Annotated in this window: 29 protein-coding genes; 10 read left to right on the forward strand and 19 right to left on the reverse strand. The window is 53.2% G+C overall.

The window, feature by feature from the left end; translation table 11 throughout:
* The first annotated feature begins 122 nt into the window (after positions 1 to 122).
* From AFK67_RS15770 to AFK67_RS15780, 3 genes are read left to right on the forward strand one after another with little or no spacing between them, the layout of a single operon-like run.
* A complete protein-coding gene (locus AFK67_RS15770) occupies positions 123 to 1,901 on the forward strand; it encodes a terminase large subunit domain-containing protein (RefSeq protein ID WP_032966284.1) in 1,779 nt (592 codons plus the stop codon).
* On the forward strand, positions 1,898 to 2,935 hold the full coding sequence (locus AFK67_RS15775) for a phage portal protein (protein WP_007710845.1): 1,038 nt from the start codon (positions 1,898 to 1,900) through the stop codon (positions 2,933 to 2,935). The genes AFK67_RS15770 and AFK67_RS15775 overlap by 4 nt, the downstream gene beginning before the upstream one ends.
* Positions 2,935 to 3,258 carry an Ogr/Delta-like zinc finger protein gene (locus tag AFK67_RS15780; protein WP_007751594.1) on the forward strand — a complete coding sequence of 108 codons (324 nt, stop codon included), beginning with the start codon at positions 2,935 to 2,937 and terminating at the stop codon, positions 3,256 to 3,258. Before AFK67_RS15775 ends, AFK67_RS15780 begins: the two co-directional genes overlap by 1 nt.
* A gap of 410 nt (positions 3,259 to 3,668) precedes the next feature.
* Here the strand turns inward: AFK67_RS15780 and AFK67_RS15785 are convergent, their stop codons facing one another.
* The 3 genes from AFK67_RS15785 to AFK67_RS15795 all read right to left on the reverse strand — a co-directional run bounded on the left by AFK67_RS15785 (position 3,669) and on the right by AFK67_RS15795 (position 6,741).
* A complete protein-coding gene (locus AFK67_RS15785; protein ID WP_032966276.1) occupies positions 3,669 to 4,094 on the reverse strand; it encodes a hypothetical protein in 426 nt (141 codons plus the stop codon).
* A complete protein-coding gene (locus tag AFK67_RS15790) occupies positions 4,087 to 4,791 on the reverse strand; it encodes a hypothetical protein (protein ID WP_032991145.1) in 705 nt (234 codons plus the stop codon). Before AFK67_RS15790 ends, AFK67_RS15785 begins: the two co-directional genes overlap by 8 nt.
* A gap of 87 nt (positions 4,792 to 4,878) precedes the next feature.
* Positions 4,879 to 6,741: a replication endonuclease gene (locus AFK67_RS15795; RefSeq protein WP_007710851.1), complete on the reverse strand. Its 1,863-nt coding sequence runs from the start codon at positions 6,739 to 6,741 to the stop codon at positions 4,879 to 4,881.
* Positions 6,742 to 7,040: 299 nt separating this feature from the next.
* On the opposite strand from AFK67_RS15795, the gene AFK67_RS15800 reads away from it, so the two are divergent.
* A complete protein-coding gene (locus AFK67_RS15800) occupies positions 7,041 to 7,343 on the forward strand; it encodes a hypothetical protein (RefSeq protein ID WP_032966277.1) in 303 nt (100 codons plus the stop codon).
* 27 nt (positions 7,344 to 7,370) lie between these two features.
* On the opposite strand, the gene AFK67_RS15805 is transcribed toward AFK67_RS15800, so the two are convergent.
* From AFK67_RS15805 to AFK67_RS15825, 5 genes are all read right to left on the reverse strand, one after another.
* Entirely contained in the window at positions 7,371 to 7,604 is a 234-nt protein-coding gene (locus tag AFK67_RS15805; protein WP_007710855.1) for a DUF2732 family protein, read from the reverse strand.
* 66 nt (positions 7,605 to 7,670) lie between these two features.
* Positions 7,671 to 8,072: a hypothetical protein gene (locus AFK67_RS15810; protein ID WP_007751600.1), complete on the reverse strand. Its 402-nt coding sequence runs from the start codon at positions 8,070 to 8,072 to the stop codon at positions 7,671 to 7,673.
* A 3-nt stretch (positions 8,073 to 8,075) separates the two neighbouring features.
* Positions 8,076 to 8,492, reverse strand: a complete 417-nt coding sequence (locus AFK67_RS15815) for a hypothetical protein (RefSeq protein WP_320769043.1) — start codon at positions 8,490 to 8,492, stop codon at positions 8,076 to 8,078.
* Entirely contained in the window at positions 8,485 to 8,676 is a 192-nt protein-coding gene (locus AFK67_RS15820; RefSeq protein ID WP_007710858.1) for a phage filamentation protein Fil family protein, read from the reverse strand. Before AFK67_RS15820 ends, AFK67_RS15815 begins: the two co-directional genes overlap by 8 nt.
* Before the next feature lie 10 nt (positions 8,677 to 8,686).
* Complete coding sequence (locus tag AFK67_RS15825) at positions 8,687 to 9,190, reverse strand: phage regulatory CII family protein (protein WP_032966278.1); 504 nt, start codon at positions 9,188 to 9,190, stop codon at positions 8,687 to 8,689.
* A gap of 435 nt (positions 9,191 to 9,625) precedes the next feature.
* Here AFK67_RS15825 and AFK67_RS23485 point away from each other — a divergent pair, with 435 nt between their 5' ends.
* The 5 genes from AFK67_RS23485 (at position 9,626) to AFK67_RS15850 (ending at position 13,453) form a co-directional block, all read left to right on the forward strand.
* Positions 9,626 to 10,201 carry a phage repressor protein CI gene (locus AFK67_RS23485; RefSeq protein WP_234008666.1) on the forward strand — a complete coding sequence of 192 codons (576 nt, stop codon included), beginning with the start codon at positions 9,626 to 9,628 and terminating at the stop codon, positions 10,199 to 10,201.
* On the forward strand, positions 10,201 to 11,217 hold the full coding sequence (locus tag AFK67_RS15835) for a site-specific integrase (RefSeq protein ID WP_007710861.1): 1,017 nt from the start codon (positions 10,201 to 10,203) through the stop codon (positions 11,215 to 11,217). Before AFK67_RS23485 ends, AFK67_RS15835 begins: the two co-directional genes overlap by 1 nt.
* A gap of 350 nt (positions 11,218 to 11,567) precedes the next feature.
* Positions 11,568 to 11,882, forward strand: a complete 315-nt coding sequence (locus tag AFK67_RS15840) for a hypothetical protein (protein WP_032966280.1) — start codon at positions 11,568 to 11,570, stop codon at positions 11,880 to 11,882.
* A gap of 385 nt (positions 11,883 to 12,267) precedes the next feature.
* A complete protein-coding gene (locus tag AFK67_RS15845; protein WP_032966282.1) occupies positions 12,268 to 13,035 on the forward strand; it encodes a hypothetical protein in 768 nt (255 codons plus the stop codon).
* Positions 13,025 to 13,453 carry a hypothetical protein gene (locus tag AFK67_RS15850; RefSeq protein WP_032966283.1) on the forward strand — a complete coding sequence of 143 codons (429 nt, stop codon included), beginning with the start codon at positions 13,025 to 13,027 and terminating at the stop codon, positions 13,451 to 13,453. The genes AFK67_RS15845 and AFK67_RS15850 overlap by 11 nt, the downstream gene beginning before the upstream one ends.
* A gap of 84 nt (positions 13,454 to 13,537) precedes the next feature.
* Here AFK67_RS15850 and AFK67_RS15855 read toward each other — a convergent pair whose 3' ends face one another.
* Entirely contained in the window at positions 13,538 to 14,803 is a 1,266-nt protein-coding gene (locus AFK67_RS15855; protein WP_038884361.1) for a Y-family DNA polymerase, read from the reverse strand.
* A complete protein-coding gene (gene umuD / locus AFK67_RS15860) occupies positions 14,787 to 15,224 on the reverse strand; it encodes a translesion error-prone DNA polymerase V autoproteolytic subunit (RefSeq protein ID WP_032966622.1) in 438 nt (145 codons plus the stop codon). Before umuD ends, AFK67_RS15855 begins: the two co-directional genes overlap by 17 nt.
* 592 nt (positions 15,225 to 15,816) lie before the next feature.
* Here umuD and AFK67_RS23085 point away from each other — a divergent pair.
* Positions 15,817 to 16,602, forward strand: coding sequence for a hypothetical protein (locus tag AFK67_RS23085; RefSeq protein WP_038884363.1), 786 nt, complete (start codon positions 15,817 to 15,819; stop codon positions 16,600 to 16,602).
* A gap of 260 nt (positions 16,603 to 16,862) precedes the next feature.
* Here the strand turns inward: AFK67_RS23085 and AFK67_RS23295 are convergent, their stop codons facing one another.
* From AFK67_RS23295 to AFK67_RS15910, 9 genes are read right to left on the reverse strand one after another with little or no spacing between them, the layout of a single operon-like run.
* Positions 16,863 to 17,090: a tail fiber assembly protein gene (locus AFK67_RS23295; protein WP_050569290.1), complete on the reverse strand. Its 228-nt coding sequence runs from the start codon at positions 17,088 to 17,090 to the stop codon at positions 16,863 to 16,865.
* Positions 17,083 to 17,325, reverse strand: coding sequence for a hypothetical protein (locus AFK67_RS23300; RefSeq protein WP_050569288.1), 243 nt, complete (start codon positions 17,323 to 17,325; stop codon positions 17,083 to 17,085). Before AFK67_RS23300 ends, AFK67_RS23295 begins: the two co-directional genes overlap by 8 nt.
* Before the next feature lie 2 nt (positions 17,326 to 17,327).
* Positions 17,328 to 19,373: a hypothetical protein gene (locus tag AFK67_RS23305; protein WP_053532908.1), complete on the reverse strand. Its 2,046-nt coding sequence runs from the start codon at positions 19,371 to 19,373 to the stop codon at positions 17,328 to 17,330.
* 58 nt (positions 19,374 to 19,431) lie between these two features.
* On the reverse strand, positions 19,432 to 20,391 hold the full coding sequence (locus AFK67_RS15885; RefSeq protein ID WP_053532910.1) for a DUF6453 family protein: 960 nt from the start codon (positions 20,389 to 20,391) through the stop codon (positions 19,432 to 19,434).
* The gene (locus AFK67_RS15890) at positions 20,391 to 23,693 is read right to left on the reverse strand and encodes a TipJ family phage tail tip protein (protein ID WP_038884377.1); all 3,303 of its coding nucleotides are present in this window, start codon (positions 23,691 to 23,693) and stop codon (positions 20,391 to 20,393) included. The genes AFK67_RS15885 and AFK67_RS15890 overlap by 1 nt, the downstream gene beginning before the upstream one ends.
* Positions 23,694 to 23,742: 49 nt before the next feature.
* Positions 23,743 to 24,339 (reverse strand): tail assembly protein, encoded by a 597-nt coding sequence (locus AFK67_RS15895; protein WP_053532894.1) that lies wholly within the window; start codon positions 24,337 to 24,339, stop codon positions 23,743 to 23,745.
* Positions 24,336 to 25,040, reverse strand: a complete 705-nt coding sequence (locus AFK67_RS15900; protein WP_007716443.1) for a C40 family peptidase — start codon at positions 25,038 to 25,040, stop codon at positions 24,336 to 24,338. The genes AFK67_RS15895 and AFK67_RS15900 overlap by 4 nt, the downstream gene beginning before the upstream one ends.
* Before the next feature lie 2 nt (positions 25,041 to 25,042).
* Positions 25,043 to 25,795 carry a phage minor tail protein L gene (locus tag AFK67_RS15905; RefSeq protein WP_053532912.1) on the reverse strand — a complete coding sequence of 251 codons (753 nt, stop codon included), beginning with the start codon at positions 25,793 to 25,795 and terminating at the stop codon, positions 25,043 to 25,045.
* Between the two features lie 6 nt (positions 25,796 to 25,801).
* Positions 25,802 to 26,140 carry a phage tail protein gene (locus tag AFK67_RS15910; RefSeq protein WP_007710483.1) on the reverse strand — a complete coding sequence of 113 codons (339 nt, stop codon included), beginning with the start codon at positions 26,138 to 26,140 and terminating at the stop codon, positions 25,802 to 25,804.
* Positions 26,141 to 26,155 lie beyond the last annotated feature (15 nt).

The following is a 26,155-nucleotide window of genomic DNA, read 5'->3' on the forward strand; positions in this document are numbered from 1 at the left end:
TACGAAATAAACCCGACGCCGCACGCCGCTTTATTCTTATCAGTTCGGATATAACGCCTTTCCCGAATAAGTACGAACTGACGGCACCGTTTTATAAAAAAGGCGCAGGCATAATAAAGGCTATGGCTAAATACTCAGACGAATTAAAAGGCGTTGTACGCTCGCTTTACCTGCGCCGCTATACGCCAAAAGAAATAGCATCAGAATTAAATCTGCCGAATGCGCGGATCGTTTACTACTGGGCGGAAAAATACAGCTGGGCGGATTTACTCAGCATGGAAAGCACAGAGGATGCGATTGAGCGCCGCTATCAGCTGCTTGCCGGGCGGGATAACAAAACCGACCTGGATTTAAAAGAGATGGACATGCTGATCGCGCACGCCACTAAACTGCGGGCGCAGAGCAACAAGCATAAAGAGAAGCTGGCAACCAGCCAGGGCGTCGCGCGTGCAGCTGCGACCGCAGACGAGAGCGACGACGACCAGCCAAAGCGCAAACGCAAATACAAAAAGAATGACATTTCCGGGCTGTCAGAGGACGACTTTAACGCCTGGGCGGATGAACACCTTTTCGGGTATCAGAAACACCTGCGCGCCAACATTGGCCAGCAGGTGCGCAACATCCTTAAAAGCCGCCAGATTGGTGCCACCTGGTACTTTGCGTTTGAGGCGTTTGAAAACGCCGTGCTGACGGGCGATCCGCAGATTTTCCTTTCCGCGTCAAAAGCCCAGGCAGAGGTTTTCCGCTCCTATATCGTCAACATCGCGGAGCAGTATTTCGGCGTCACGCTCACCGGCAACCCGATCCGATTAAGCAACGGCGCCGAGCTGCGCTTTCTGTCCACCAACAAAAACACCGCACAGTCATACAGTGGTCATTTGTATTGTGACGAATATTTCTGGGTGCCTAACTTCGCGCGGCTTAATGAAGTCGCTTCTGCGATGGCCACCCATGACAAATGGCGCACCACCTACTTTTCCACGCCTTCCGCCAAAACACACCAGGCGTATCCGTTCTGGACGGGTGAGGAATGGAAACAGGGCAGCAAGAAACGCGCCGCCGTTCAGTTTCCATCATTTGATGAGATGCGCGATGGCGGCCGCCTTTGCCCAGATGGCCAGTGGCGTTACGTCATTACGATGGAAGATGCCATTGCGGGCGGCTTCAACCTGGCCAACATCGACAAGCTGCGTAACCGCTACAACCCGACCACGTTCAACATGCTCTACATGTGCGTTTTCGTGGACAGTAAGGATTCCGTTTTCAGCTATGGCGACCTGGAAGCCTGCGCGGTGGAAACCGAGACCTGGCAGGATCATAAACCCGACGCGATGCGCCCCTTTGGTGACAGGGAAGTATGGGGCGGCTTTGACCCGGCCCGCAGCGGTGATTTTTCCTGCTTTGTGATTGTCGCCCCGCCGCTGTTTGCAGGTGAGAAATTCCGCGTCCTGCGGGTGTTCAACTGGAAAGGAATGAATTTCCGCTGGCAGGCCAAGCAGATTGAGCAGCTTTTCAAAAAATACAACTTCACCTATCTGGGCGTTGATGTAACCGGCATTGGTCAGGGCGTGTTCGACAACATTCAGCATTTTGCGCTGCGCGTCGCCGTGCCAATCCGCTATGACCGCAACACCAAAAATCAGCTGGTACTCAAGGCCGCTGACGTGGTGGAAAGCCAGCGCATTGAGTGGGATAAGGAGCTGAAAGAAATTCCGGCCAGCTTTATGGCCATCCGCCGCACCACCACGCAGGCCGGTGGCGCCATGACCTTTGTCGCAGATCGCAGCACGGACACCGGACACGCCGAGGCGTTCTGGGCCATCGCGCACGCCCTGCATAACGAACCCCTTAACTATGAAAACCGACCAAAATCGCGTTGGAGGCTCAGACAATCCGCATGAGTAAGAAGAAATTCCGCGCCGCAAAGCGCCAGGACAGCAGCAAACCGGCGCGCAGCATGAGCATTCTGCGCTTCGGCAAACCCGAACCCGTACTGACCACCGGCACAGATTATCGCGATGTGTGGTATGACAATGACGCCGAACACTACACGCTGCCGATTGACCGGCTGGCGCTGGCGCAGCTTATTAACCTGAACGGCCAGCACGGCGGCATCATTCATGCACGCAAAAACATGGTTCTGGCTGATTATCAGGGCGGCGGTCTGTCGCGCGATGAGATGGAGGCTGGCGCCTTTGATTTTCTGACGTTCGGCGACGTGGCCATCCTGAAGGTGCGCAACGGCTGGGGTGACGTGATCGGCCTGGCACCGCTGCCGGGGCTCTACACCCGCCGCCGCAAAACCGGTGAATTTGTCGTGCTACAGGATGGCGAGCCAATTGTTTACCCGCGGGACGACATCATTTTCATCAAGATGTATGACCCGCAGCAGCACATCTATGGCCTGCCGGATTACATCGGCGGCATTCACTCCGCCCTCTTGAATAGTGAGGCGGTGATTTTTCGCCGCCGCTATTACCACAACGGCGCGCATACCGGCGGCATTCTCTACACGCGCGATCCGAGCCTGACCGATGAGATGGAAGAAGAAATCGAACGCCAGCTACGTGACAGCAAAGGCATTGGCAACTTTTCAACCATACTGGTGAACATTCCGGGCGGCGATAAAGAAGGCGTGCAGTTTATTCAGATGGGGGATATTTCCGCAAAGGACGAGTTTGCCAGCGTGAAAAACATCAGTGCGCAGGACGTGCTGAACGCCCACCGGTTCCCGGCAGGGCTCGCCGGTATCATCCCGGAAAATGCTGCCGGTCTGGGCGACGTTGAGAAAGCAGAGAGAACGTATAAAAAGAACGAGGTGGCCCCCATTCAGCGCCGGTTCATGCAGGCGGTAAATACCGATCCGGAGGTGCCGGAACGCCTTCAGCTAAATTTTGATTTAAGCTACCTGGAAGCGGGCCGGGAAGGTGCATGATGATGCAAAAAAGGTTAAAATCCAGGCATATTTTGGCAGCTGGAGCATGGAATATGCGCGTTTTAAAAATCGAATGCCCGGAGTGCGGCTCTAAGGCTGTTATTCGTAAAACTAACCGGAAGCACCGGCAGATATCAGATATTTACTGCGCCTGTGCTGACGTGGAGTGTGGCCATACTTTCGTAATGAATCTGACGTTCTCACACACCCTCAGCCCAAGCGCGAAAACCGGCGACGCGATGGTGCAAAAGATCTTAAGCGCTCTGTCGCCGGATCAAAAACAAATGGCGCTGGACTTACTGAAAGCCGCGCCTGCTGTGTGAGTTATAAGACCCCCTTTCCTGGGGGTTTTCTTTATCTAAACGGTACTTATCAAGGTTTCTTTCCAGCGAACCGGTCATTTCGCCCAGCCACTGTAACGCCAGCTCTTTCTCACTATGTGTACAATCACCGCTCGCTACTAACTTCGTAAACAAGATGATGCGCTGTAATTCCACAGTTTCTAACAACAGATCCCGCACGGCCCCTCCCTTCCATAAAACACTGTACATATAAACAGTATATTACCTTAAAAACACCTGTAAACAATGATTTCGTTTTGAAACTATCTCTGTATTTACAAGAGCTTTGGCCGACTAACTTCACCGCAGCTTGCTTAAGTCTTGAACCATCAGATGCACAAAAAAACCGCAAAATTGCGGCTTTTTGTATATTTATTACTGAAAAATACTCGTTACGAAAAATCGTTTACTACCTGAACGATAACCATGTTTTCGCCTGGGGGGCTGTTAACATATATGGTTTCTTGAGGATCGCTGCCATGCCAACAAGTCGCTTTGATATCGCACTTGTCTTGCTTCTCAAACCCTTTGTTTAACAGGTATTCATCAACCTTCGTAGTATCCATAGTGCCATAAAACTTAACCACATTTACATGAGCGGCGGGCCCGGTAACATTCATGAAAATGAATTCATATTTCTCGGAAATCCGTGGCATTTCCTGCAAAATTTCGGGCGTATAGAAGCTGTATTCGCGAGAGTCCTTTTCTGTGTAATGAGCACTCTCTGCGAACTCCATTTTTATAAACGGAATTGCGTAAATGATAAAGCCACATAACAGCACTACCAGGCTTAGAAGGATTTTGGTCTTTTTATGCATAAGGCAGACTGCCCCCTTTTGCTTTATCCATGTAATTACCGTTCATAGTATTGATTTTAACAATACCTGAGCGGAAATCATTCCACGGCATAATGGTACGCATGAAGCTGGGGAGATACCCTTTGTGGGGTTTAGCGTTACGAAACCTCTCTGGATCAGGGAAAAGCCACGGGGTGAAGCCTTTGTTTTTCCAGTCACCTATTTTTCCATAATAATCCCAACGCATTAACGCAGCCTCTTTGCTGACAGGCCGCAGCAAATCAAAAGGATTCTCTATGGATACCACGCGGTAAAACCCCAGCAAATCAGAAACCAAATCCTCGCCACTGAAACCGCTATCAGTAAAGAGACTGATAATGAAAGAATCCTGAAGCCCTTCAAACTTCTTCGCTAAAGCCATCATCATTGCAAGGGCGATACTCAACCGCTCGTTATATGTCCGACCGCTTTTTATAGTCCACTTAAGAAACTTCCCCATTTTCCTGGTCCTGGTGGGATCAACCATCGATTGGGAATAGGTTACGTCATATTCTTTTTGCCCTGAGGCTTCACCTGCCTCGAACTGCGCCAATAGCTTCCGTATATCATTTCCCTGAGCATGTCCTAAATCAATCCAGCCCAGAACTTCCGTATAGATAAGTCCATATTTCAGACTAGCGCTGAGCTTACCATCCACTATATCTTCACGCTTACTCATCCTTAATCTTCTCCTTTCGAGGCGGCACTAAACCAGATGATATCCGGCGGCAGATGCATTTTAAGAGCCTGCCACTGACAAAACAGACTATGACCATCCAGGCCAGGTTTCATTTTGGGGCTGTGGCATCCGTTCCTGCAACCGCCCTTTTCGGTAGATGAGTGATTTTCCGGACCCCAGCGCCAGACTGCTGCCCCTTAACAGCGCATCAATTTCCAAATCGCTGCCATCAAAACCGCGATTTTGTAGCTCTATCGTTAATCGTCGGCGGATCCCCCCCGTACAGTTATTGACAGAACTCCAAGGGGCGGCTGCGCCGCCAGAAAAACCAGCCTCCGCTGACGCTTCGGCCAACTTCGGCACAATCGCCCACTTCACCAGGCGCGTGGCGACTTCCGACCCCTGAACATGCGGGGAATAGATGCCCTGAACGCGCTGCACATCCTCGCCGTATTCGTTGCCCTGTTCGGTAATTTCATATGCGAGACGCACAACGAGATCGCGGCGCGCCACCAGTGGCCCACCCTGTAATTCCGTATACGATGCCCAGTCGCTGGCGATATCCGCCGCAGCTAAAACAGCATCCATATGCGGATCGGCCAGTTGCTGACCACGCAAACGGCGCAGCTCACGCCAGACCGTCACCGGCGCGCCGCCAATCTGCTGAAACTGGCGGATACGCCAGCGGGATGCCCAGGCACTTACAGCTTTAGCCATATCGCGCAGGCTCTCGCCGGTTTCGCTGTCTTTTTCACCGTCGAGGGCAAAGCCATCAATATTTTTTGAAATGTATTTGGCGATGTAGCCGGTGGCTGACCCTATTTCCGGATCGATAGGCTCAACAAAAAAACGCGCCTTAAGCGCTTCGGGTGTATTCAGTTCTTCTGAGTCGGTGATGCGGGCGTGATAGCAAATGATATCGCGCACCGCATCAACATCCTGCGGGCGCATGAAAAGCAGCATGTGCCAGTGTGGTGTGCCGTCATGGTGCGGCTCAACCACACGGAAGCCAAAAACGTGAATGCCAGCGCGGGAAAGCGCAGCGCGGGCCTTCGCCCATACGCCGCAGAGGTAACGCTGGGTGTCCTGCGGATTACAGCCATTCCATTGCGACACAAAGCCGCCCTTGCTGTGTACAGAGTGATAACGTGACGGTGCCGTGATGGTGTAGAAATCGCCCACCATGCCTTTTTCGCTTGCGATATCTTCAAAGCCGCGCATCCGCACCATCAGTTCGCAGCGACGAATCGCAGGATTGGCCACGCTGCCATAAACCTTATCAGCCAGCGAAACCCGATCGCCGTCCTCATTCATCAGGTCGAACTTCTTAAAAAACTCCGCGTTGCGTCGCTTTTGCTCCGTCCATTCATTGAGCGCACCGCGCGACACATAAGCACTGGCCGCCTTCTGCACCTGCCCCACGGCAATTGCCATGTGTTCGCGCTGCACGTCGCGGGCGCGCTTAATCTTCGCGTACCACCACGCCGGGGCCATCATGCGCAGCAGACCACATTCCGCCTGGCGAGTGGTCAGCTTGTCAGCCTTGAAAGTGGCCCAGTAGGGCGCTGTAAAACCAATGAATGTGGCAAGGTCAGAAAGCCGAATATATGCATCATACGTACGCTGGCGCATTTCTTTTTCGTCTTTGGGCTTGCCTTTGAGTGTGTCGGTGAACTCATAAAACGACTGCGCCATCCAGCTGGCCACCTTCGCAGAAAGCTCTTTGACCTCCCGGCGGTCAAGGGAAGGCAGACGCGCCAGCGCCTTACCGAAAGGCAGATCGTTTTCATCTGCGCGCATACGATAGCGCTCTGATACTTTGCGCAGACGTGGCAATACATTCTGGCCAATGGTCTGGCGCAAAAAAGTATTGGCACGGCGACGCCCGTCGCGGCCATTAAACAGGGCTTCATAACGCTGGCCGAAATACCCGGCTAACCAGTCGGGCATTTCGTGAAGATACTGCGCGCGGAAATCATGATCGGCGGGATTGGTCTGCCAAAGCTTACGCTCTGTCAGTGTTACATCACGCGGCACACCACGCGCGAAATGTTCACGCCGCCAGGTATCTACAGCATGATGGTTTCCTACCGACAAAACATTATCACTCACGATTAACCGCCTACAGTGATCAGTTCATGGGTAACACTGGCTGCTTTGCCATCGTGTATTTTCTGTATATTTTCTCTTTGATTACATGCCATTGGTTGTGTAGCCTCACGCAAAATTGAGAGTAAAAAGGTACTGCGATGCAACATAAATTATTCAAGATGAAAGACGGCTTAAAACTGCCCTCATACGATTCAGCCATCGCTGCATGGCTTGAAAAACAGCAGGAATCCCTTCCCGGAGTTCCATACAAAATCCTTATTTGCAACGAGAATGTTTTTTACAGAGCCCTCACGTGTGATGGACTGGGTGAATACGTTGCAGCACGTGAATTTCTCCTGTCTCTGGATCTTGTAGATGCATCGGACTACGGAATGGGTTTGAAGGATTACGACTCTGTATTTTTGAGTCAGGAGTATATTGACCGTGCATCTTCTCGTTAGAACCGACTCCCCATTTTAGTGGTGTCTTTACTGCCATGCTGCACCACCCTGGCTTGTAATGGCGGCAGCTTCTTCGCGGATAAGCTCCACAATTTCAGCAGCGCTTAAGCCTTCGTTAGCGGCAAAGGTCGCCAGTTTATCCAGACGGGTGGAACACAAATCGGCGGCGACGGCCTTACCTTCCTGCGTAGCTTTAGCCAGCATGGCCAGCATGTCGACAGCTGGCGTCGTGGTGTTTAAATCCTGACGAATCATTTTCATTTGGGTTTCCTCAAGGCAAAGGAATGCCCGGCCACGCCATGGGTGGCCTGTGCATTACCGGGTTAATTAATGAAAAATGGGAGGAGTTACGGCAGCTGAATGGTTCGGGGCTGGCACCAGGTGAACCGGATAAGCCGCGCGCCACCACGCCTGGATCATTGCGGTTATTTCGCCGACGCCCAGCGCGCCCGCCGTGTAAAATATGGCCCTTACGCCAGCAAGAGCCTCAATCTGCGCTTCCCGCCCTTCTGCCTCACGGTAAGCGCAACACCAGAACGCCGCCTGTATGGCCAGCCAGTGGCGAGGGCTGATCAGATGCTCCGTGTCGTTGAAGAAAAACAGGTCAAGGCCAATGAGGCCGCCTGTCTGGGTACTTTTAGCAGTAAAGGCACGCACATAATTCATCGGCACGCGCCATGCTTCCATTTCCTGCATCAAACACTCTTTTTCTACCGCGATAATCGTCATTGTTCAGTTTCCTGTGTTGTTATGCAGCTGCGCGCGCTGCTCCATTATCTGGAGTATCTGCGGCGCAATAACCATTTCCGGGCCGTTCTTAACCGGCACACACGGCTTTGCCTTGCGGTTAGCGGTACGGGGTACAAAATCATCACGACGCAGCGAGCCAAAGCCGCCGAACATGTTGCGCGCCTGCTGAATACCGGTGCGAATTTGCACCATCCCTCGAACGCCGACACGCGCATAAAGCTCACGCCAGTTGCACTTCGCCAGTGTGGCTTTAAGTTCACAGGTGCCGGAAATCGCCGCCGCATGAAGAACCACACCGCGCCATTCAGGCTGTAAGGAATCCCAAAAATCTGCCGCGGCGGAATGGCTGGGATTAATTTGCTTGCGCATACGCTCACACCACACCAGACCGTCAGCCACGCTTACCCCCTTTGATATTCAGTAAACGTCGCCACAGTGGGCGGCGCGGGCTTTTACCTGTGAATTTGTAACGGGTCGCCGGGTTCCAGCGCTGCCCGTTCGGCAGTTCAATCCAGCCGTGACTAAAGGCATTCAGCTGCGGGCTGGGTGACTGCTCGGTCAGATAAGAAACGAAAGGTCGCATAGCGTTCCCCTTACATCAGGCCGGTAGCGCTGCCGGTTACGATATCGACGGCAGCGGCCAGGACGGGCGCGGAATGGATACGGTTTTCAACCGTGTAAGCAAGCAGCGAAAGGCTGCGTATAGCATCGCGCGCTTTATCAAGGATGTGGTTACGGCGCGCGGCGCTCATGTGCTCAGTTGATACAGCCTCACCGGCTATCGCCCCCACGCTGGCCGCAGCGGTCAGCGCGCAAAGCTGCATGTTTCCCGGCGTCGCGTTATTGATGGGAACGGATGGCTGACAATTAATCTGACGCAGCAGGCCATCAAGAATCCGGGAATCCTCGGTGTAATCAGTGATCGCTATAAGCTCAGAAAGCGATAACTGGTGAGGCTGTTCCGGGTTAAGTTTGTGGCGCAATGTAGCCGGATGCATACCAACGGCCTTAGCAACCGCAGTGATGTTATGAGCCTGCACAAAATCACGACATGCGGCATCTAAGTAGTTGCGTACAGAAACTTTATAATCGTACATGAATCACTGTTTCCTAACTGTTAGCCTTCAAGGCACGTTAACCAAACGTGACAATTACTTGCCTTCTTGCCATGCGTACCAATCAACCCAAACATGATCCTTTGGCTTCACTTTTGGTCGAATTCTTATGCGTCCGATTTGGTACCAGTAACGGCCCGTGCGAACTCTAATGCCTACGCGGTCACAAAAAGTTTTGAGAGGAATCCATCGTGCATCGTTATCTTTGGTATGGCTTACACCCAGTACTGGGCGTTTAGCTTTGTCTGTTGCAGCGCTTACACGCATAAGGCAAAATCTCCTATTTGTTGTCACCTTTGTCATCCAGTGGCAACGATTGTTAACCAACCACATTCGACACATTCAATTGTCTACATACGAAACAATGCAAAGACTATTGCTCATGTTGTCGTTTGTCAACCATTGCGAACTACAAAAATGACAACTTACAACATCAAAACGGGTGCACGTGAAGCTGTTGAGCGCATCTGTGAGGCATACGGATTCACATCACGACTACAGCTTTCGAATTACTTAGGCATGTCAGCAAGTGCACTTAGCACGCGCATAATGAGAGACAATTTCCCGGCTGATTTAGTCTTGCTTTGTGCTTTAGAAACAGGGGCTTCTATTTACTGGTTGACTACTGGTGAAGGCGTCAAATTTGATCCAGTAGCGAGTGATATAAAGCGCGTTTCTGCTTATAAAATCGAAGGTGGGAATTTGCTTCGCCAGGCATCGTTCATCTGCGATAAGGCTATGCTTCCTGACTACAAAGGAGAACTACAAATCATTACAGATGTGAAAACAAATTACTTTGTTGATATTGCAGACTATCAAGTTACGGATGGACGATTCTTGATTGAATACTCTGGCGCAAAAAGCGTTAAGGATGTTTCGCTCTTACCTGGTAACAAGCTCAGAATTGACTGGGGCAAATACCCTATAGACTGTGAAGTCGCAGACGTGAATTTACTGGGTAAGGTAGTAGCGATTTATATGGTAAACGAGTAATGACTGTTAGAAAGCTTGATTCTGGCGAATGGCTATGCGACTTGCGCCCTAATGGCGTAAAAGGAAAGCGGATAAGAAAGAAATTTGTCACTAAAGGTGAAGCGCTGGCCTATGAAAAATTCATTAATGCTGAATTAGAGGATAAGCCTTGGCTAGGCGAAAAGCAGGATAATAGACGCTTATCAGATTTGATTAATTTGTGGTATGACCTTTACGGTAGAACACTGTCTGATTCAAACCGAATGATGTCAAAACTTAAAGCTATTTGTGCAGGTATGGGTGATCCCATCGCTTCTAACATCACGGCAGCAGATTTCAGTGAATATCGTGAGGGGCGACTTAAAGGCGAGATACCAGATATTACAGGTCGCTGCATGCCAATCCAACCACAAACAGTCAACCATGAACAGCGAAATTTATCTGCCGTATTTGGCACACTAAAAAAATTAGGGCACTGGCAACTCCCTAACCCGTTGGCTGGCATTCCTACTTTTAAAGTGGATGAAAAAATGGTTTCGTTTTTATATCCAGCCGAAATCAAGACATTGCTTGAATATCTCAATGAGTCTAATAGTTCAAGCGTGTTATTGGTTGCTAAAATATGTTTAGCAACTGGGGCGCGATGGAGCGAGGCTGAAAACCTCGAAGGCGCTCAGGTTACTCCATATAGAATTACATATCGTAATACGAAAAATAAAAAAGTTCGCTCCGTACCCATTTCTGAAAAGCTTTATAATGAAATACCAAAAAAGCGGGGGCGCTTATTTACTCCGTGCAGAAAAACTTTTGAGCGAGTCATACAAAAAGCTGGAATCGATTTACCGGAAGGCCAGTGTACACACGTGCTACGACATACCTTTGCCAGCCACTTTATGATGAATGGCGGCAATATATTAGTTTTAAAAGACATTCTCGGCCACTCTGACATCAAAATGACAATGATTTACGCTCACTTTGCGCCCACACATCTTGAGGACGCGGTAACCAAAAACCCCTTGTCAGCTTTGGACGTGTGATCCACATTTTGTCCACCGAATACTGTAACCGTTGGTTACGCTTGTTAACCATTGTCATATAAATAGCTGATTAATAAGATAAGTGGTTGTTTTTCTTTAGCGTCCAGAAGAATGTAGGAATTTCGGACGCGGGTTCAACTCCCGCCAGCTCCACCAAATATACATGGACAGTGGCAGGACAGAAGCTTAAAAAACAGCGCCTTAGCTACTTAACCCGGACGGTGACCGGACACCCAAGGGACAAAAAAGGATACGCACAGGAGCCGCGGCTCGTAGTGTTATGAAAGCCCGCTTTTGCGGGCTTTTTTGTCTTCTTATACTTGTTTTCTTCGCTAAAGTCAGAGGTACGTATGGCAGCAGACTACATCACCGAGCAAATGGAAGAAGAGTATCGTCAAGGCATGTACGATTTTATAGCTGAAAAAGCGGCAATACTTATCGTAACGTCCCAGTATTCCCGCGAATCTGCTGTCCAGCATGTTAAAAATGTTATTGAATTTCAACAGTCGCATTTGGGTGATCCGGGGTTATACATCGTAGATGAGCAAGGTTATCCAATTGAATGGCTTGTTCCTGAGGCTCAATTTCCTACAATGCCTTTTGGTGCACACCTGCAAAACCAGATAAAAGCGGTAGCGCAACAAATTCGCTATATGATTGATTAATCTCTTAATCACAGTGAGGCAGAGTCGGAACTCAACGGCTTGTCGGACACACTAACTTCGAAAAGCCGCGCATTGTGGTTGTTTTTTTGCCTGCATTCAATTTAGTATCTAATTGTTATTATTCACATAGATATAAATAGGATGGGTTACTCAGAAAGCTGATCATCCCCCAGAACCAACTTCTAAAGTTTGTGTTTCCGTTGCCGATTACAAAAGGTGACATTCGTCGACTATCATTTTTTATATGTGGGTTGAGCACGAAAACAATCACTTTCGGAGTGACAGTTTGTAGCAGAGTGGTACACTCTGCGCCTACATATAAAGGCTTACGCCAAGACATCCGAACAATTTATTTGTTCTTTTTTAATGAGTTACAAGGTCTAGCATGTCAGCTCAGGCACAGACGAAAGCAAACGAACTTCACAGTACTTTATGGTCATACATAAACCGTAAAGAGGTGATCGAACAGGAAGCTGTTGATAACTTTGAAAAGATTATCGCCGCGCTGCATGGCGAGGAAAAAGCTTATCTTAGCGCCCTCCTTTATGCCGCAAAAGGCGACTTTGATGCAGCCGTTCGATGGTTCAATGATGCGCTAAAGTTTGAAGACGGCACGATTGCACTTAACTACCTAGCTTACATTGGCTCAAGCGCTCATAACTATTTCCATAGAATGGAAATCTTCCGCTTGGAAGAACAATTCTGTTTACCTACCATGCGTCGCATTGCCAGGAACGCGGCTTACTGTATAGGCGATGTTAAGCTCATCCGTCGCTATACATTGAAGCTCGCTGCGCTCTGTGACGGAAAAGAAAAACAAGAATTGAAGGATCAAGGGGCATTTATGATTGCACAGGTTGAAAAATTCAAGCAGGCCACAACGCTTTCTTCGAATCAAATCCAAGTACTGTGTGATGCGGCAGAAGGTATTGCCAACAAACATGGGATCAACTGCATTGGTGTTCATTATTTTGTTAATGAAGATTTAGACAACGCTTTCGTTGTACGCGCAGAAACTGATGATCCCGAGATTCTAGCAGAGCTGAATCTCGAAATGCTCTGCTTATTGTCTTCCGAGGAGTATCGCTCTTTGCCTTTTACTTCTTGGTTCCGCAGCGATATGGATGGCATGGAGCAACGCCGTGACAGTTAACGGGCAAGACTTTTTTAACTTTGCTGTGAAATGCATAGCTCATGGCGATGAAATCGGGTACAGAAATGCTGTCGGAAGAGCATACTACGGCCTCTATCATGAGGTATGCTCGAAACTAGAGAAAGGCCCTGACCCAGCTACCCATAGATCCGTAAGAGACTATCTCATTGATAGTGCATGGCTTATGGGTAATGAGCCTTTTGATAAAATGAAACTCATCTCGTTAGGAACATTGCTTAAGCATCTGCACATCCAACGGAAATGGGCGGATTATAATCTTGATGATGACTACCCTAAGGCCGACGCCGAAGCAGTGCTGATTATGGCTCAAAAAGGTCTTGAAAAAGCAAAGGCTATGTATGAAGAAACCTACCCACCACAGCCTGCCAGCCCGTCCGCTAAAGCCCCTACACTTTAGTAAATCGCGAAAGATATAAAAAACGGCCTGATTAGGCCGTTTTTTATATGTACCGAGGTGTATTTACTCGAGGCAAGCTTTTTATTAACTTGCATTTACTACTGGCACATCATTCAACCTCGTCGTGTAACAGGGCGACAGTATCTCACGTTTCATCTGCCACGCCTGCTGGATGCCCTGCCCCGCAAAATACAGGGTTCCCCGCCCCTGCTGGTTGAGTTTGTCCATCAGTGACATCAGCGCCTCGCTGTTAGCGCGCGGCGCGTTCTCATCAAACAAGTTCAGCTGCGCCAGGCCCTGGCTGAAAAAGTCACCCAGCATCACACCTGCTTTCTGGTACCGGTTGCCGTCGCGCCAGACCGCATCGAGGCAGCGCGTCGCCGCGGCGATAATGTCGCGCGTGTCCTGTGTGGGCGTCAGCAATTTGGTCCCGGCGTGGTTGCCGTAATACGGCTCAGCAGAGAACGACGACGTTTTCACAAACACCGAAATGTACCGGCAGAACTGATGCTCGCCACGGAGCTTTTCCGCCGCGCGCGCCGCATAGCTGCAGATAGCCTGGCGCATCGCTTCATAATCGGTGATTCGCTCCCCAAATGACCGGCTGCAGACGATTTCCTGTTTCGCCGGGGCAAACTCTTCGATCTCCAGACAGGGCTCGCCGCGCAGCTCGCGCACGGTGCGCTCCAGCACGACGTTAAAGTGTTTGCGGATAAAGCGGATATCGGTATCACAGAGGTGCAAAGCATTTTTAATACCCATTGCCTCCAGCTTTCTGGCGATACGCCGACCGACGCCCCAGACCTCCTCCACCGGCATCAGCGCCATCAGCCGCCGCTGGCGCGCCTGGTTCGACAGGTCCACCACCCCGCCCGTCTGCGGCCACTCCTTCGCCGCGCGATTGGCGAGCTTCGCCAGCGTCTTCGTCTGGGCGATACCGACACCACAATGGATCCGGGTGTTACGCCGGACGGTGTCGCGTATCTCCCGGCCAAAATCAGCCAGGTCGCGGCAGTTCCGCACGCCCATCAGGTCGCAGAAAGCCTCATCGATGCTGTAGACCTCGACGCGCGGGCACATTTCCTCAAGCGTGGTCATCACCCGCTGGCTCATGTCACCGTAAAGCTCATAGTTGCTGGAAAAGGCAATGATCCGCTGCGGAAACTGCATCTCGCGCAGCTGGAACCAGGGCATGCCCATTTTTATGCCAAGCGCTGTTGCTTCGCGGCTGCGCGCTATCACACAGCCGTCGTTATTCGAGAGCGCCACGATGGGCTGACCGGCCAGATCCGGACGGAATGCCGTCTCGCAACTCGTGTAGAACGAGTTCATATCAACCAGCGCGAACATTGCGGTGCAGGGTATTAATCACGCAAATGACAACGCCGACGATTTCGAGGTCGTCGGCGTCATAAACAGCTATAGGCAGGTAAGCCGGGTTCTCGGCGCACAGCTGCGCCACCGGGTACGTCACCAGCCTTTTCACGGTGAACTCCCCGCCGATATTGGCGACGACGATATCGTTGTGCTTCGCGTGAAGGCTGAAGTCCACCAGCAGAAGGGAGCCATCGAGAATACCAGCGTCGCGCATCGAGTCTCCTGCGACCCGCAGAACATAGGTGGATGAGGGATGTGCAATAAGGTGGGAAACAAGATCAATACCGCTGTCGATATAATCAGCGGCAGGGCTCGGGAAACCAGCAGAAATCAGGTCTGCATAGAATGGGATGCTGACCGGCTTAACCGGCAAGACGAGGGGGTGTATTTTCATTATGTACCTCCTGTAAAAATTACTGTGTATTTATACAGTAGTTTCAGGAGGTAACGAAATCAAGACGAAGCGGCCTATTAATCGTAACGGCAGAGCAGTTTTAACAGCTGCTCTGCCAGGACAATGCGCCAGCTTATTATTCGCCGCTTACGGTGACCGGGGGCACCGGCCAGACAGTTTTTCGGAAAAGCTTTCTTGTTGTGGAACCTCACGTAATGCCTTTCGGTAAGCGCCTCATGCTTCTTTGTCGGTCGGCGCGTCAGGAATCATTGCCCAGTAAGAGTTGGAAAATGTACGTCGAGTTCGGGCGGACGTGCTTTCGAATAACGCAGCCTGATTGTCAGTATTTAAGCTAATTGAGCTGAATCTTATGTGAAAAGAAAAATAAACCTCAATATACGCTATATAATCCGCACGGACATGAAATTTAATACAATATGTAGTGTTTTGATATGAGAGAAACTATGGATACTACATTCATGCCAGTTCTACACCCCCTACAATCCCAGAGATATATTCTCTATATATACTAGCATGCTTTACTGAAAAGTCATAAGATCGGTTGCTCATTACTAACTATGCGGAGCGAACAATGTTAAATAGTGTTTTTTTTAAGAAAATATCGACATTCAATGCAAAACTCGATTCCTCACAAAAAGTAATTAGAAACCTAATTATATCCATGTTTATTCTATATTTGCTTTCTCTATCGGGAAGTGAGAAATTATGGAAAGGCTTTTTTATTATAACTTTAATGTATTGGTCTTATGCAGTAGTGAGTTTCTTAATTAAATTATATAAAAAAGCATACGAAACAACTTTAGGTAAAGGAATTTTAATCTTGGCAGGCTCTATCTGCGTAAATTTAGCCCTATGCTTTTCGGGAATAATAATAAATGACATCACATCTGTATCACCGTCAAACTTCCCTCACTCTTTGATATTCATTGCTACTGCAATGATCCCCTTGATTATCCCCATTGTTATGTCACTGCCATTTACTATCATCCTGATAACATTGCCTTTATGGGGTTGGTTTTTTGTATACGATGAAAAGCTTATTAAATTCTTATTCCCAGGTTACCAGCCAAACAACAAAACGTTCCTACATAAGGTGACTTTGTTAATACAAATGTTTTTAGTCGTTGTTTATTGGTCTTTCCTATTCCATCTTGCAACACTCAAGGGCAACGATTACATGTCTTACATAAGTTATAAATCTCAATGGTTAATTTACAATCTTGAGATGTTTGATAAAAGCAAATGTTCTAATTTCATTAAAGGGAAAGTTGCATTCATTGGAGATGATAAAATCCTCGTTGCTACAAACCAAAACGAAACCTATTCATTTAAGCTCATGGAATGTGAAGCAGAGTAAAGAAAAAACCTTCGCCAGCTCACCGTTAAATTTAAAATATTAATAATTTGAGAAATTTTATCATCTGCCCTTTAAATATGACAGTATAAATTTCACTCCGTTCACCCATACCCATTTCTTTCCAGAAGAGGATATGGGCTGACACTTCACTGTAAAAATATCATGTGAATGATTTAATAATGTCGTTGTTTTGACATGAGTCATATTTGGGGGCATGACAATGATAGTTATCTTCTCTACCAGAGAGTAATGCGATCAAATTATTCCCCGCTTACGGTGACCGGGGGCACCGGCCAGACAGTTTTTTCGGGAAAACCCTCTTGTTGTGGAACCTCACGTAATGCCTTCCGGTAAGCGCCCCATGCTTCTTTGTCGGTCGGCGCGTCAGGCATCATTGCCCAGTCAGAAGCGGCAATAAGTCGATCGCGTTCGGCGCGCACTTCTGCGGCCCTGATGGCCTCTAACTTCTCCTGATTAATTTTAATCATCGCGGGCAGCCTCATAGGTTCCGCCATACCCGTCCGGCGCAGGCATAGTGCTTTCGTTAATTTCCCACGCCTCCTGCGGAATATCGTCAGGCACCTCGGCAGAATCAACGATCCAGAATGGGACGCCGTCGGGAACATCTTTCTGCCCGATTTCCAGAACGGTCAGGCCGCATGGGAGATAAGGGATCATGAGCGACACACCAAACTCTGATTTATAGATAATTCGCTTTTCCATATCTATTTCCTGTGAACCGTAACCATCACGGAGGCGTCAATCCGGCCCGTGTTATTCCTTGTCGCAACAGCAAAAAAGGTTTTGCTGATCGAATAAACGCTGCCGCTGATCGCGTTAACATCATTAGAGCCCTGAATTGCCGTCACCATAATGGACTGATTGATTTCATCTGCCGGTGGGTTCTGGTAAACGAGCCGGTAAGCACCTGCCGCCTCCTTAGTGACAGAGGAAATGTTAAAAGCCGCGACTATCGTGTCACCACTGAAACGACACCACGCCACAGCGCCCTGGGGCGAATTGGTGGCAAGCAGCTCAACGTCAACATCAGAGGCCGGAATGCTGTATACCCTGGTTGTGGCCCCGTCGTTTACGGTGATGGCAGAGAACGGTCGCGCCCCAACCCGCTGTAGCGCAACCAGCGAGGCGGACGATTTAATCTGGCCTGCAACCTTCATCGTTGACTTAACATCACCACCACGCATCAGCACGCCGCTGCCCGGCTGCGTTGCGTATGAATTAACCACATCGAAGGATGTGCCGGCCGCCTGAAATGCGCCGGACGCGCGGATAATCCAGATCCCAAAAACCTCGTTCGGGTGGATCTCACCGCTTCCGTCACGACCATAATTTGCGCTTTGAGTGCTGGCATCAAGAACGTAACGTTCATATCGGGTTGAACTGGTGGTGGTACCGTCAAGCTGAAATACGTTATTCCCGCCGTTGGTCCAGCTGACAAACCCGTTTTTACCGCTGGTTGACTGATCGTAGTTGTAGGCGAACAACTGCCCGGAAATGTTAGGTGCGCTGTCCTGCAAAATTCGCCCGACCACGTCACCAGACGCCGCGCCGCGAAGGAACGGCGATTTGATACTGCCGTCCTGAATGCCGTTGAGATCCGGCACGCGGAACGTTGTCGTTCCGTTTCCAGGCGAGTACATGCCACGGTTCATGGCCGGTGCGCCAGCGTTGCTGGACGTCAGCCAGACCGCATCCGTCTGCGTCGCCGTCAGAATACCGGCGTTTACGGCGGCCCATAAATCGGCGGTTTTTGCATCGGTACGGCTCTCAAGCTGGCCGTCTGCCGCGATATAACCGGCAGGCAGCGCCGCCCGCAAGCCGTTGAACCACTGAACCGCGCCGATGAAGTCATTCATCACGCCGTTCATGCTTGCCCCACCGCCCCCACCAGACGACGCTTTGAGCTGACGCAGGGTCACCGCATCATAATCAGATACCGCTTCCGCAGGCAGCGGCAACGGCTTCCCGTTCAGCAGGTTTTGCAGCGAAGCCGCCCTGTCTGTGACGTCGGACAGGTTCGCGTCTTTCGTAAGGACTTTTTCGGCGTCAAATTTATCGGCAAGCGACTGCGCACGATCGGCATGAGTGCGTGCGTCAGTAGCGGCCTGGCTGGCAGTGCCCACGGCCTGCGCCGCCGTGCTTGCGCTGGCTGCGGCATTGCTGGCTCCTCTGCTGGCAACGGCCATAGCGTCCTCTGCCGCCTTTTTAGCCGCGGCGGCATTATCTGCGGAAGCCTTTGCCCCGCTGCTGGCCGTCTCGGCAGCCTGCCGATCCGCGCTGACGCTGGCCTGCGCCTGCTTAATACCCTCCACGATTTTCTGAAGGCTGCCCGGATCGAGGTCTTCGAGCAGGCTCACCAGTGACGGCCAGCTCGGCCCTTTAAACTGGCTGCCGTCAGGCAGCGTAACGGTGATATTTTCACCTGCGGAAAAAACCTGCTGCCAGTTGGCTTTGTCGAGGTTGAGCCCGCGTAAGGCTTCGGTAACCTGATTCACCACTTCCATCGTTACCTGGCTCATGGTACCGCGCGGCACCGCTGACCATGCCAGCCCCGCCGCATCGGGCCCGGTATACGTTCTGGTGAGCGTCAGCGCCGTGTCGCTGCTGACCGTTTTAACGGCCTGCGTGTAGACAACCTGACCCGCCGTGAAGACGACGTAATCCCCCGCGACCAGTTCGCTGGTAAATGTGGTGCCGTCGCCGTTGATGGTCGTTGCGCCGTTTTTGATGCTGATCGTGCCTTTAGCCATCAGGCCTGCTCCTTAAAATAAAAAACCCGCCGTAGCGGGTCATTCAGTCAATAAGCGGTCAGTACATACTGTCGAGTAACAGGATATTCATGCCGGTCGTTCTGTTTACGTCCAGCGAATAGTCAGACGTCCATACCGCAGCCACATAACCGCGCCCCACCCGGACGGCATTACCCGCCCGGACCAGCCCCTGATATTTTGCATAACACCAGCCGCCGGAGATGTCGGTTTGCGCGCCGTAACGACCGAGCATGATGTACCGGTTCCCGATATCAGTGGCAGCCCCTGACGGCCTGCAGAAGGCATTGCTGTAGAGGAACGGGCGCTTTGTTGTGGAAAAGGTGCACTGCCCTCTGCTGTTGAAGAAGTTCAGTCCGGGCCCCGGAACCGGCGCGGTGCCGGTCGCAAAAATCACCACGTCCATCGTTACGGTCGCGCTGACGTTCGCCCCGTTACGCTCGGCCACGGCCCGGACCACGTTACCGTCGTATTCCACCACCACCCCACTGGCGCTCCACCTGGCAAATACGGCGTAGGACTGCCGGGTATAGCCGGTCGGGGGCGGTGACCAGGAGCCGGTAAACGTTACCCGCCCCCGATACACACACTGACCGACCGCGGCCCCGTCTGTGATAACGGTGAAATCAGTACTGTCAGAAATATAAAGCCCGCGATTGCCCGACTGACTGGCGGGCAGGATCTGCCAGACCGTGCCGGGGTATATTTTCCCATTGCTCATTCTGTAGTTTGACCAGACGGAGAAGGTCAGCACATTTCCGCTCTGTGATACGCCGGTTAACACGTCCATATCCGGGATCAGGCTTGTGCTGCCGCCAAGATAAATCCCGGCGGTGACATGCGGTGCGAAGACGGCTGACGCACCCGCCACATAGCCCGGTATCGCGTACTGATTTCCGCTGCCGCTGGCATACCCGCAATAGGACGGGCACCGCAGCCCCGCGGTGATGGTCATCGCCGGACCGCCGTCATTGAGATCGATATACAGCCCACTCGGCATTAATTCCATTCCCCCAGAATAATACGCCCGCCATTCGCCAGATTTACCGTCACACCGTTACCGTTGATGACCACACCATTTCCGCTACCGGCCAGGGAGAATCTTCCCTCCGTTGCAATAATGGCCCCCCGCACCGTCACTTCATTAAACTCAGCGTTACCGGCTTTATTGATGATCCAGCCCGCGGAGCCCGCCACGTAGTTATTTGACTGAATGGACGCGCCGATTTTGGCGCTGGTAATCGTGCCGTTCTGGATAAAGGCCGAGTTCATAAACACCTGGCCGTTTACCACTGCAAACGGTGAGTAACGGTTGTTTCCGCTACCGCTCATCACCACAAACTGATTCGCATTCACCGCAAAGCGGGTATCGACAGCGGTGCCGTTAATGGTGACCGCCACCGACAGCCCGGCGTCATAATACTGCCCCTTATACTGCACGCCGGTTTTCATGGTGTAGATGGCAGAGCCGCCGTTTGCATCAACATACGCATCCATTTTGCCTTCTACCGCGGCCGCCACATCCTCAAACCGCGCCACCACCGTGTCGTTTATCTCACTGATGGCCGATGTGTTATCCGCCGTGGCTTTCTCGAGACGACTGGCGGTGGCGTTGAAATCGTCAAATTTCGCGTTCACCGTCGTCTCAAGCGCTGCGACGGACTTACCGGCATCGGCGGCCAGCGTCCGGGCCTCAATGATGCCCGCGCGGTTATTGCCATACATCTTCCACTGCTGGTTCACCGTGTCGTGGCCGCCCAGGGCATTCTGCAGAATGGCTTCGGGATCGAGGGTTATCTGGCTGAGCAGCGCCTCACCGTCTTCCTTCGTCATGAAGTCGCCCGCGATATCGCCCAGGTAATCCTCCGCGTTGTCGTTCGCCATGCCACGTACCCACGCCGTCCATGCCGACTGGTTCCCGATACGGTCAACCAGCCGCGCGCGGTACCAGAAGATTTGACCGGCGCGCAGACCGAGCTGCGTGTAGCGGCGCGCCGGATAGGGCACATCGGAGAGCAGCAGCGCGTCGCTGCCGTCGGGCGCAGCGGCATACTGAATTTCGGTCATCAGCGTGTCGTCCGCGCCGTCCGGGAAAGTCCAGTCGAGCTGGATGCCCCAGTTGATCGCCGTGGTGCGGAAGTTCAGCGGCACCGGCGGCTGCCCCACCTTGCCGGTCAGCGTCACCTCGTCGCTGGTCTGCCAGACCGAGGCAACATCGCTGGCGTTCACGGCGCTGACGCGCGCCATATACCGCCCGGCATAGATACCCTGCACCTCAAAGCCGAGCGAGCTCGTGCGCGGTACATTCACCCAGTCGCCGTTATCCTTGCGCCACTGGCATTCATACGCCACGGCACCGGGCGCGGCGGGCCAGGCGACACGCAGGGTTTCCACGCTGAGGCCCTGCACCACGCGGCTGTAACTGCTGAGGGTCACGGATGCGGGCGGCACCTGCGCGCCGGGTGGAATGGCCGATACCGGGCGTTCATCGAGCCTGGCGCCGGAATCGATGGCGGCATACTTATCCGGATTGTGCTGCACCGCGCTGATGGTCCAGGTGCCGTCGTTGTTGTCTTCGACAGACGTGACCCGGTACTGCTGGATCGCCACATCCTGCGCATCCACCGACCAGACCGCCTCGCGCTCCGGCGTTTCGCTGAATGCCGCAGACACCGTGACGTTGCGGCCGCTGACCGCCTGCAGGGTACGGGCCTGTGATTTACCGGACGGCAGGTTGACGATAAGCCTGTCGCCCGCTTTTGCATCCGGCGCCCGGTCGAGTGTCAGCGCGCGACCGTTCACCTGACTGATACGCCCGCCCATCACCCGCCCGGACAGATACTGATCCGCCACGCCGATGATATGGCCCGGCAGCGGGATAATGCCTTCGAGCCCGGTGGCGAAACTCACCATCCGGTCTTTAGCATTTGTCAGCAGCGCCCAGCGGCCGCGGCGGTTGGCCTCGGTGCGCCGCGTGCAGCCGATGGCGGAGATCTGCGTCTGGCGCACGCCGTAGCGGCGCACCAGGTCAGGCTCCATTACCGCTTCCACTTCATCGGTGTAATGGTTCTCCGGGTTTGACCAGCTCACCATCGCCGTTGAATAACGGTTCTTCTCGCTGCCGCTGGCGTAGGAGAATTTGCCGTCGATGACGTTGGCCCGGGTGTAGACATACGTCATGTCGCGCGGCATGTCCGCCAGCGCGGAGAGCTGGTTACCGGCCCAGTAGGTCATGCCACGAAAGATGCTCGCCAGGTCGCGCAGCACCGTAAACGCCTCGTTCTGACTCTGGATATACACGTCGCAGAGAAATCGCGGCTCGGTACCGCTGCCGCCGGTACCGTCGGGCACGGGCTGGTCGCAGTACTGCGCGATGCGGTAGAGCTCCCACTTGTCCACCTGGGTCGCATCCAGCCGGTCACCGGTTCCGAAACGGTCGCTCAGCACCAGGTCGTAAAAGACCCAGGCGGGGTTATTGCTCCAGGCCCATTTAAACGAGCCGTCCCAGGTGCCGGAATAGCTGCGGGTCACCGGATCGTAAGTGGTGGGCACGCGGATTTGCCGCCCGCGGGCGCGGAGGCTGATCTGCGGGATATTGCTGAACTGCTTCGCGTTGAACGACACAAAGAGCAGCGCGGTGTTCGGGTAGCGCAGCTTTGCATCGATGATTTCCGAATAGGCCTCGATATTGGTGGTGTCGACGATGCGGCTGGAGGTGCTGTCCACCGTCGTCCGCCGTACACGAAGCTGCCAGCCGGTCCGGGCGGGCGGGAGATCGATGCGGTGGCTGCGCTCATACAGCGAGGTGGTCTTACCGTCGAACGCGCCGTTCAGCACCGTGACATACCCGCCGCCGTCGGCGGACAGCTCAATTTTGTAGTCGACGCGGTAACCGACCACATCCCCGTTGTCCTTCATGCGCTGCAGCGAAGGTACGCCGAGGCGAACCCGGACGGCAGAGAGCTGCGTGTTACTGATGGCGCGCGTCCACGGCTGTGTCGCTTTAAGCTGAGTGTTAATGGTGATTTCATTTTCCACCGACGGCACGCCGGGGATGTAAGCCTGCGCCTGGGTGCCGGACCGGAACTCCCATTTCACACCCGGAAAGTTAAGCGTGCCGTCAGCGCTGCGGATCGGGGTGCCGTCGAGAAAGATATCTTTATCCGTGAGGCCGCCGGCGAACTCCCCCTCGCCCAGCGCAAGCAAGATTTTGGCGGTCGCAATGGACTGGAGTGAATCAGGGGATTCATGCGGCGTGCGGGGTTTATCACCGCCACCCTTTTTACCGGTTATTTTTTCCATACTGCGCCCATAAAAAAAGCGCCCGCAGGCGCTGTTATCAGACCGGTTTTCACTGGTCGTTGGTGTAGATGCCGGCGGAGACAATCGCGCCGCCGATTTCGCGCTCGCCATACAAGAGCCCGACGGGATTACCCATTGCCGTGGTATTCACGGGCCCGCCAAAGGCGTAGCTCGGCGCGTTATCGGGGTCCTGACGCGATGCCAGTCCTCCGGGCTGCGGTGACAGCATCTGCACCACGCCGCCGGCCATCAGCCCGATACCGGCCTGTAAGGCATACGGGCCCCACGTCGCCCCGCCCCAGGCCTGCCCAATGGTCATGCCAATGGCACCGACCACCACCAGCACCGCGCCCAGTATTGTCTGCAGCACGCCCGCCCGCTTGCTGCCGGCGATCACCGGCGCAATGCGGATATCCGCTTCGCCGCTGTTGTGCTTCAGCTCATCCTGGCCGATGTTCTTTTTCCCCCTGAACACGGCAAAGCGCAGGCCGCGCAGGTGCGCCGTCTGCATGTACTGCTCAAAGCCGGGGATAATGACTGACAGCGCGCGGCAGGCTTCCGCCGGGCTGGCTATCACCAGCCGGTGCTCGCGACCAAACCGCGCACCCAGCGCGCCGTACAGCCGCACCGTTTTCAGTTGGTTCATGGCAGATCCTTGTGTCTGACAATTTTGATGGTGCGCTCGCGCAGGTAGCCGCCATATGGCGTGGTGCAGGAGAGCTGGCCGTAGAGGTGATGCAGCAGTTGGTTACCCTCCAGCAGAATACCGGCGTGATTCACCACCGGCGCGGACACCTGCATCAGCACCATGTCGCCGGGCCGCGGCTCTGTGACTTCGCGAAACCCCTCGGCATACCAGTTATCCATATAGAGATTTTCGCCCCGCTCCCACCACGGGTAATCAACGCTGTAGTTGCGAAGCGTCACGCCTTGCTGCCGGTGCCAGTCCATCACCAGCGACCAGCAGTCCGCATAACCCAGCTCAAAAGCGCGCCCTCCCAGCGGCCGTTCGCCGCGGGGCGCGATGGTGCGCAGGTCACCTTCCGGCCACGAGACGATTACCCAGGGGATGCCGTGGGCGTCGCATTGAAGCTGGTCGAGCTCGCTCGGCTGGGTGGTGGCGCCGTCGCCCGGGTGGGAATGCACAATGGCGGTGACGGTGCCCCAGTCTTCCGCGGCAGCGTAATCCTCCGGCGACAGTTCAAACTGCTCCTCCGGCGCGCCGGTGATGTTCCGGCACGGGAAATACCGCTCGACGCGACTTTTCTGCGCCACCAGGCCGCAGCACTCGCGCGGGTATTCCGCCTCAGCATGGGCCAGGATATCGGCAATGGTTTTATCGCGCATGGTTACCTCCGGATCAGGCTGGCGCCGGGAAAGCCGCCGAAATCGAGCTGGGCATCCGCGCCAAAGCGTTTTTTACAGTCGGTCAGCAGGCCTGAGCATTTATCCTGTGCCGGGTCGGTCACCGGGTTACCTTTCAGATCAAACATGCGCGGGCCGTTGTAGGTACAGCCGTCACCGCTGCGGTATTTATTGCGGCAGGCCCAGGTGCAGACCGCCGTGATTTGGCGCGTCGGGATCAGCAGCCCCTGCAGGTCCATCGGGCTGGAGAGGCGAAACTCCACCACCTCGTTGTCCTCTGCCGCCTTGCTGTCGATGTAAAATACCTGGCGGAAATACTGCCCCGGATCCGCCGACGGGTTGCCGTCAGGAAAGGTACGCGCATCAAGATACTGCCCGAATGTATCCAGAATCGTGACCTTCGCCTGCACCATGTCATCAAAGCGCAGACAGAGCGCGGTCACCACGCCATCAAGGTTGGCGATGCGCAGCACCGGCTCCGCACTCTGGCCGTCACTCGACGACGCCAGCCCGGTAATTTCAAACGGCCAGGCACCGTATTCCTCGTCATCAAACCAGATGGATTTAGCGGCAAGCTTCGAAGTGTCACCGCCGCTTGCCGCGATTTCTTCCGGCGAGTGGGGAATGGTGCAGGCGTGAAAGCGCAGCACGCCCGCGCCGAACGCCGAGCCATCGACGGTCACCAGGCGGACACTGTCGCCGGGCTCAAGCTTCTGAACGTCATTACTGATTGCCATAAGTACCTACGGAGCGAATGCCTGTGTGAAGGTCGCTGAAAGCGAATATTTACCGGCGCCCAGCGCCGACGGGCGGTAGGCATCACAACGGTAAAGCCCCGCGCCTTTCAGCGGTGCCTGCCAGACGAATGAACGGCTGCCGCCATGTCTGTCGAGGAAGTCCATAATCGCGGTGATGTAGCTTTCATCCCCGACGAATTCCAGATCCCATTTCTGACCGCGGGCGTTAATGCCGTCTCCCGACGCCTGGGCGTACCCGTCGCCGAACTGCGCGCGGCGGACGCGGTGAGTCACCTCGCCCCCGGCATTAATGCGCGGGCACCAGGTAAAGGTTTCGGTTGCCATGTTTCACCCATAAAA

Source organism: Cronobacter dublinensis subsp. dublinensis LMG 23823, assembly GCF_001277235.1.
Lineage (GTDB): Bacteria > Pseudomonadota > Gammaproteobacteria > Enterobacterales > Enterobacteriaceae > Cronobacter > Cronobacter dublinensis.

Coding starts and splice junctions, on each gene's coding strand:
- AFK67_RS15770 (WP_032966284.1), top strand. CDS start 123: ATGGCTAAATACTCAGACGAATTAAAAGGCGTTGTACGCTCGCTTTAC.
- AFK67_RS15775 (WP_007710845.1), top strand. CDS start 1,898: ATGAGTAAGAAGAAATTCCGCGCCGCAAAGCGCCAGGACAGCAGCAAA.
- AFK67_RS15780 (WP_007751594.1), top strand. CDS start 2,935: ATGATGCAAAAAAGGTTAAAATCCAGGCATATTTTGGCAGCTGGAGCA.
- AFK67_RS15785 (WP_032966276.1), bottom strand. CDS start 4,094: ATGCATAAAAAGACCAAAATCCTTCTAAGCCTGGTAGTGCTGTTATGT.
- AFK67_RS15790 (WP_032991145.1), bottom strand. CDS start 4,791: ATGAGTAAGCGTGAAGATATAGTGGATGGTAAGCTCAGCGCTAGTCTG.
- AFK67_RS15795 (WP_007710851.1), bottom strand. CDS start 6,741: ATGCCCGACTGGTTAGCCGGGTATTTCGGCCAGCGTTATGAAGCCCTG.
- AFK67_RS15800 (WP_032966277.1), top strand. CDS start 7,041: ATGCAACATAAATTATTCAAGATGAAAGACGGCTTAAAACTGCCCTCA.
- AFK67_RS15805 (WP_007710855.1), bottom strand. CDS start 7,604: ATGAAAATGATTCGTCAGGATTTAAACACCACGACGCCAGCTGTCGAC.
- AFK67_RS15810 (WP_007751600.1), bottom strand. CDS start 8,072: ATGACGATTATCGCGGTAGAAAAAGAGTGTTTGATGCAGGAAATGGAA.
- AFK67_RS15820 (WP_007710858.1), bottom strand. CDS start 8,676: ATGCGACCTTTCGTTTCTTATCTGACCGAGCAGTCACCCAGCCCGCAG.
- AFK67_RS15825 (WP_032966278.1), bottom strand. CDS start 9,190: ATGTACGATTATAAAGTTTCTGTACGCAACTACTTAGATGCCGCATGT.
- AFK67_RS23485 (WP_234008666.1), top strand. CDS start 9,626: ATGACAACTTACAACATCAAAACGGGTGCACGTGAAGCTGTTGAGCGC.
- AFK67_RS15835 (WP_007710861.1), top strand. CDS start 10,201: ATGACTGTTAGAAAGCTTGATTCTGGCGAATGGCTATGCGACTTGCGC.
- AFK67_RS15840 (WP_032966280.1), top strand. CDS start 11,568: ATGGCAGCAGACTACATCACCGAGCAAATGGAAGAAGAGTATCGTCAA.
- AFK67_RS15845 (WP_032966282.1), top strand. CDS start 12,268: ATGTCAGCTCAGGCACAGACGAAAGCAAACGAACTTCACAGTACTTTA.
- AFK67_RS15855 (WP_038884361.1), bottom strand. CDS start 14,803: ATGTTCGCGCTGGTTGATATGAACTCGTTCTACACGAGTTGCGAGACG.
- umuD (WP_032966622.1), bottom strand. CDS start 15,224: ATGAAAATACACCCCCTCGTCTTGCCGGTTAAGCCGGTCAGCATCCCA.
- AFK67_RS23085 (WP_038884363.1), top strand. CDS start 15,817: ATGTTAAATAGTGTTTTTTTTAAGAAAATATCGACATTCAATGCAAAA.
- AFK67_RS23295 (WP_050569290.1), bottom strand. CDS start 17,090: ATGATTAAAATTAATCAGGAGAAGTTAGAGGCCATCAGGGCCGCAGAA.
- AFK67_RS23300 (WP_050569288.1), bottom strand. CDS start 17,325: ATGGAAAAGCGAATTATCTATAAATCAGAGTTTGGTGTGTCGCTCATG.
- AFK67_RS23305 (WP_053532908.1), bottom strand. CDS start 19,373: ATGGCTAAAGGCACGATCAGCATCAAAAACGGCGCAACGACCATCAAC.
- AFK67_RS15885 (WP_053532910.1), bottom strand. CDS start 20,391: ATGCCGAGTGGGCTGTATATCGATCTCAATGACGGCGGTCCGGCGATG.
- AFK67_RS15890 (WP_038884377.1), bottom strand. CDS start 23,693: ATGGAAAAAATAACCGGTAAAAAGGGTGGCGGTGATAAACCCCGCACG.
- AFK67_RS15895 (WP_053532894.1), bottom strand. CDS start 24,339: ATGAACCAACTGAAAACGGTGCGGCTGTACGGCGCGCTGGGTGCGCGG.
- AFK67_RS15900 (WP_007716443.1), bottom strand. CDS start 25,040: ATGCGCGATAAAACCATTGCCGATATCCTGGCCCATGCTGAGGCGGAA.
- AFK67_RS15905 (WP_053532912.1), bottom strand. CDS start 25,795: ATGGCAATCAGTAATGACGTTCAGAAGCTTGAGCCCGGCGACAGTGTC.
- AFK67_RS15910 (WP_007710483.1), bottom strand. CDS start 26,140: ATGGCAACCGAAACCTTTACCTGGTGCCCGCGCATTAATGCCGGGGGC.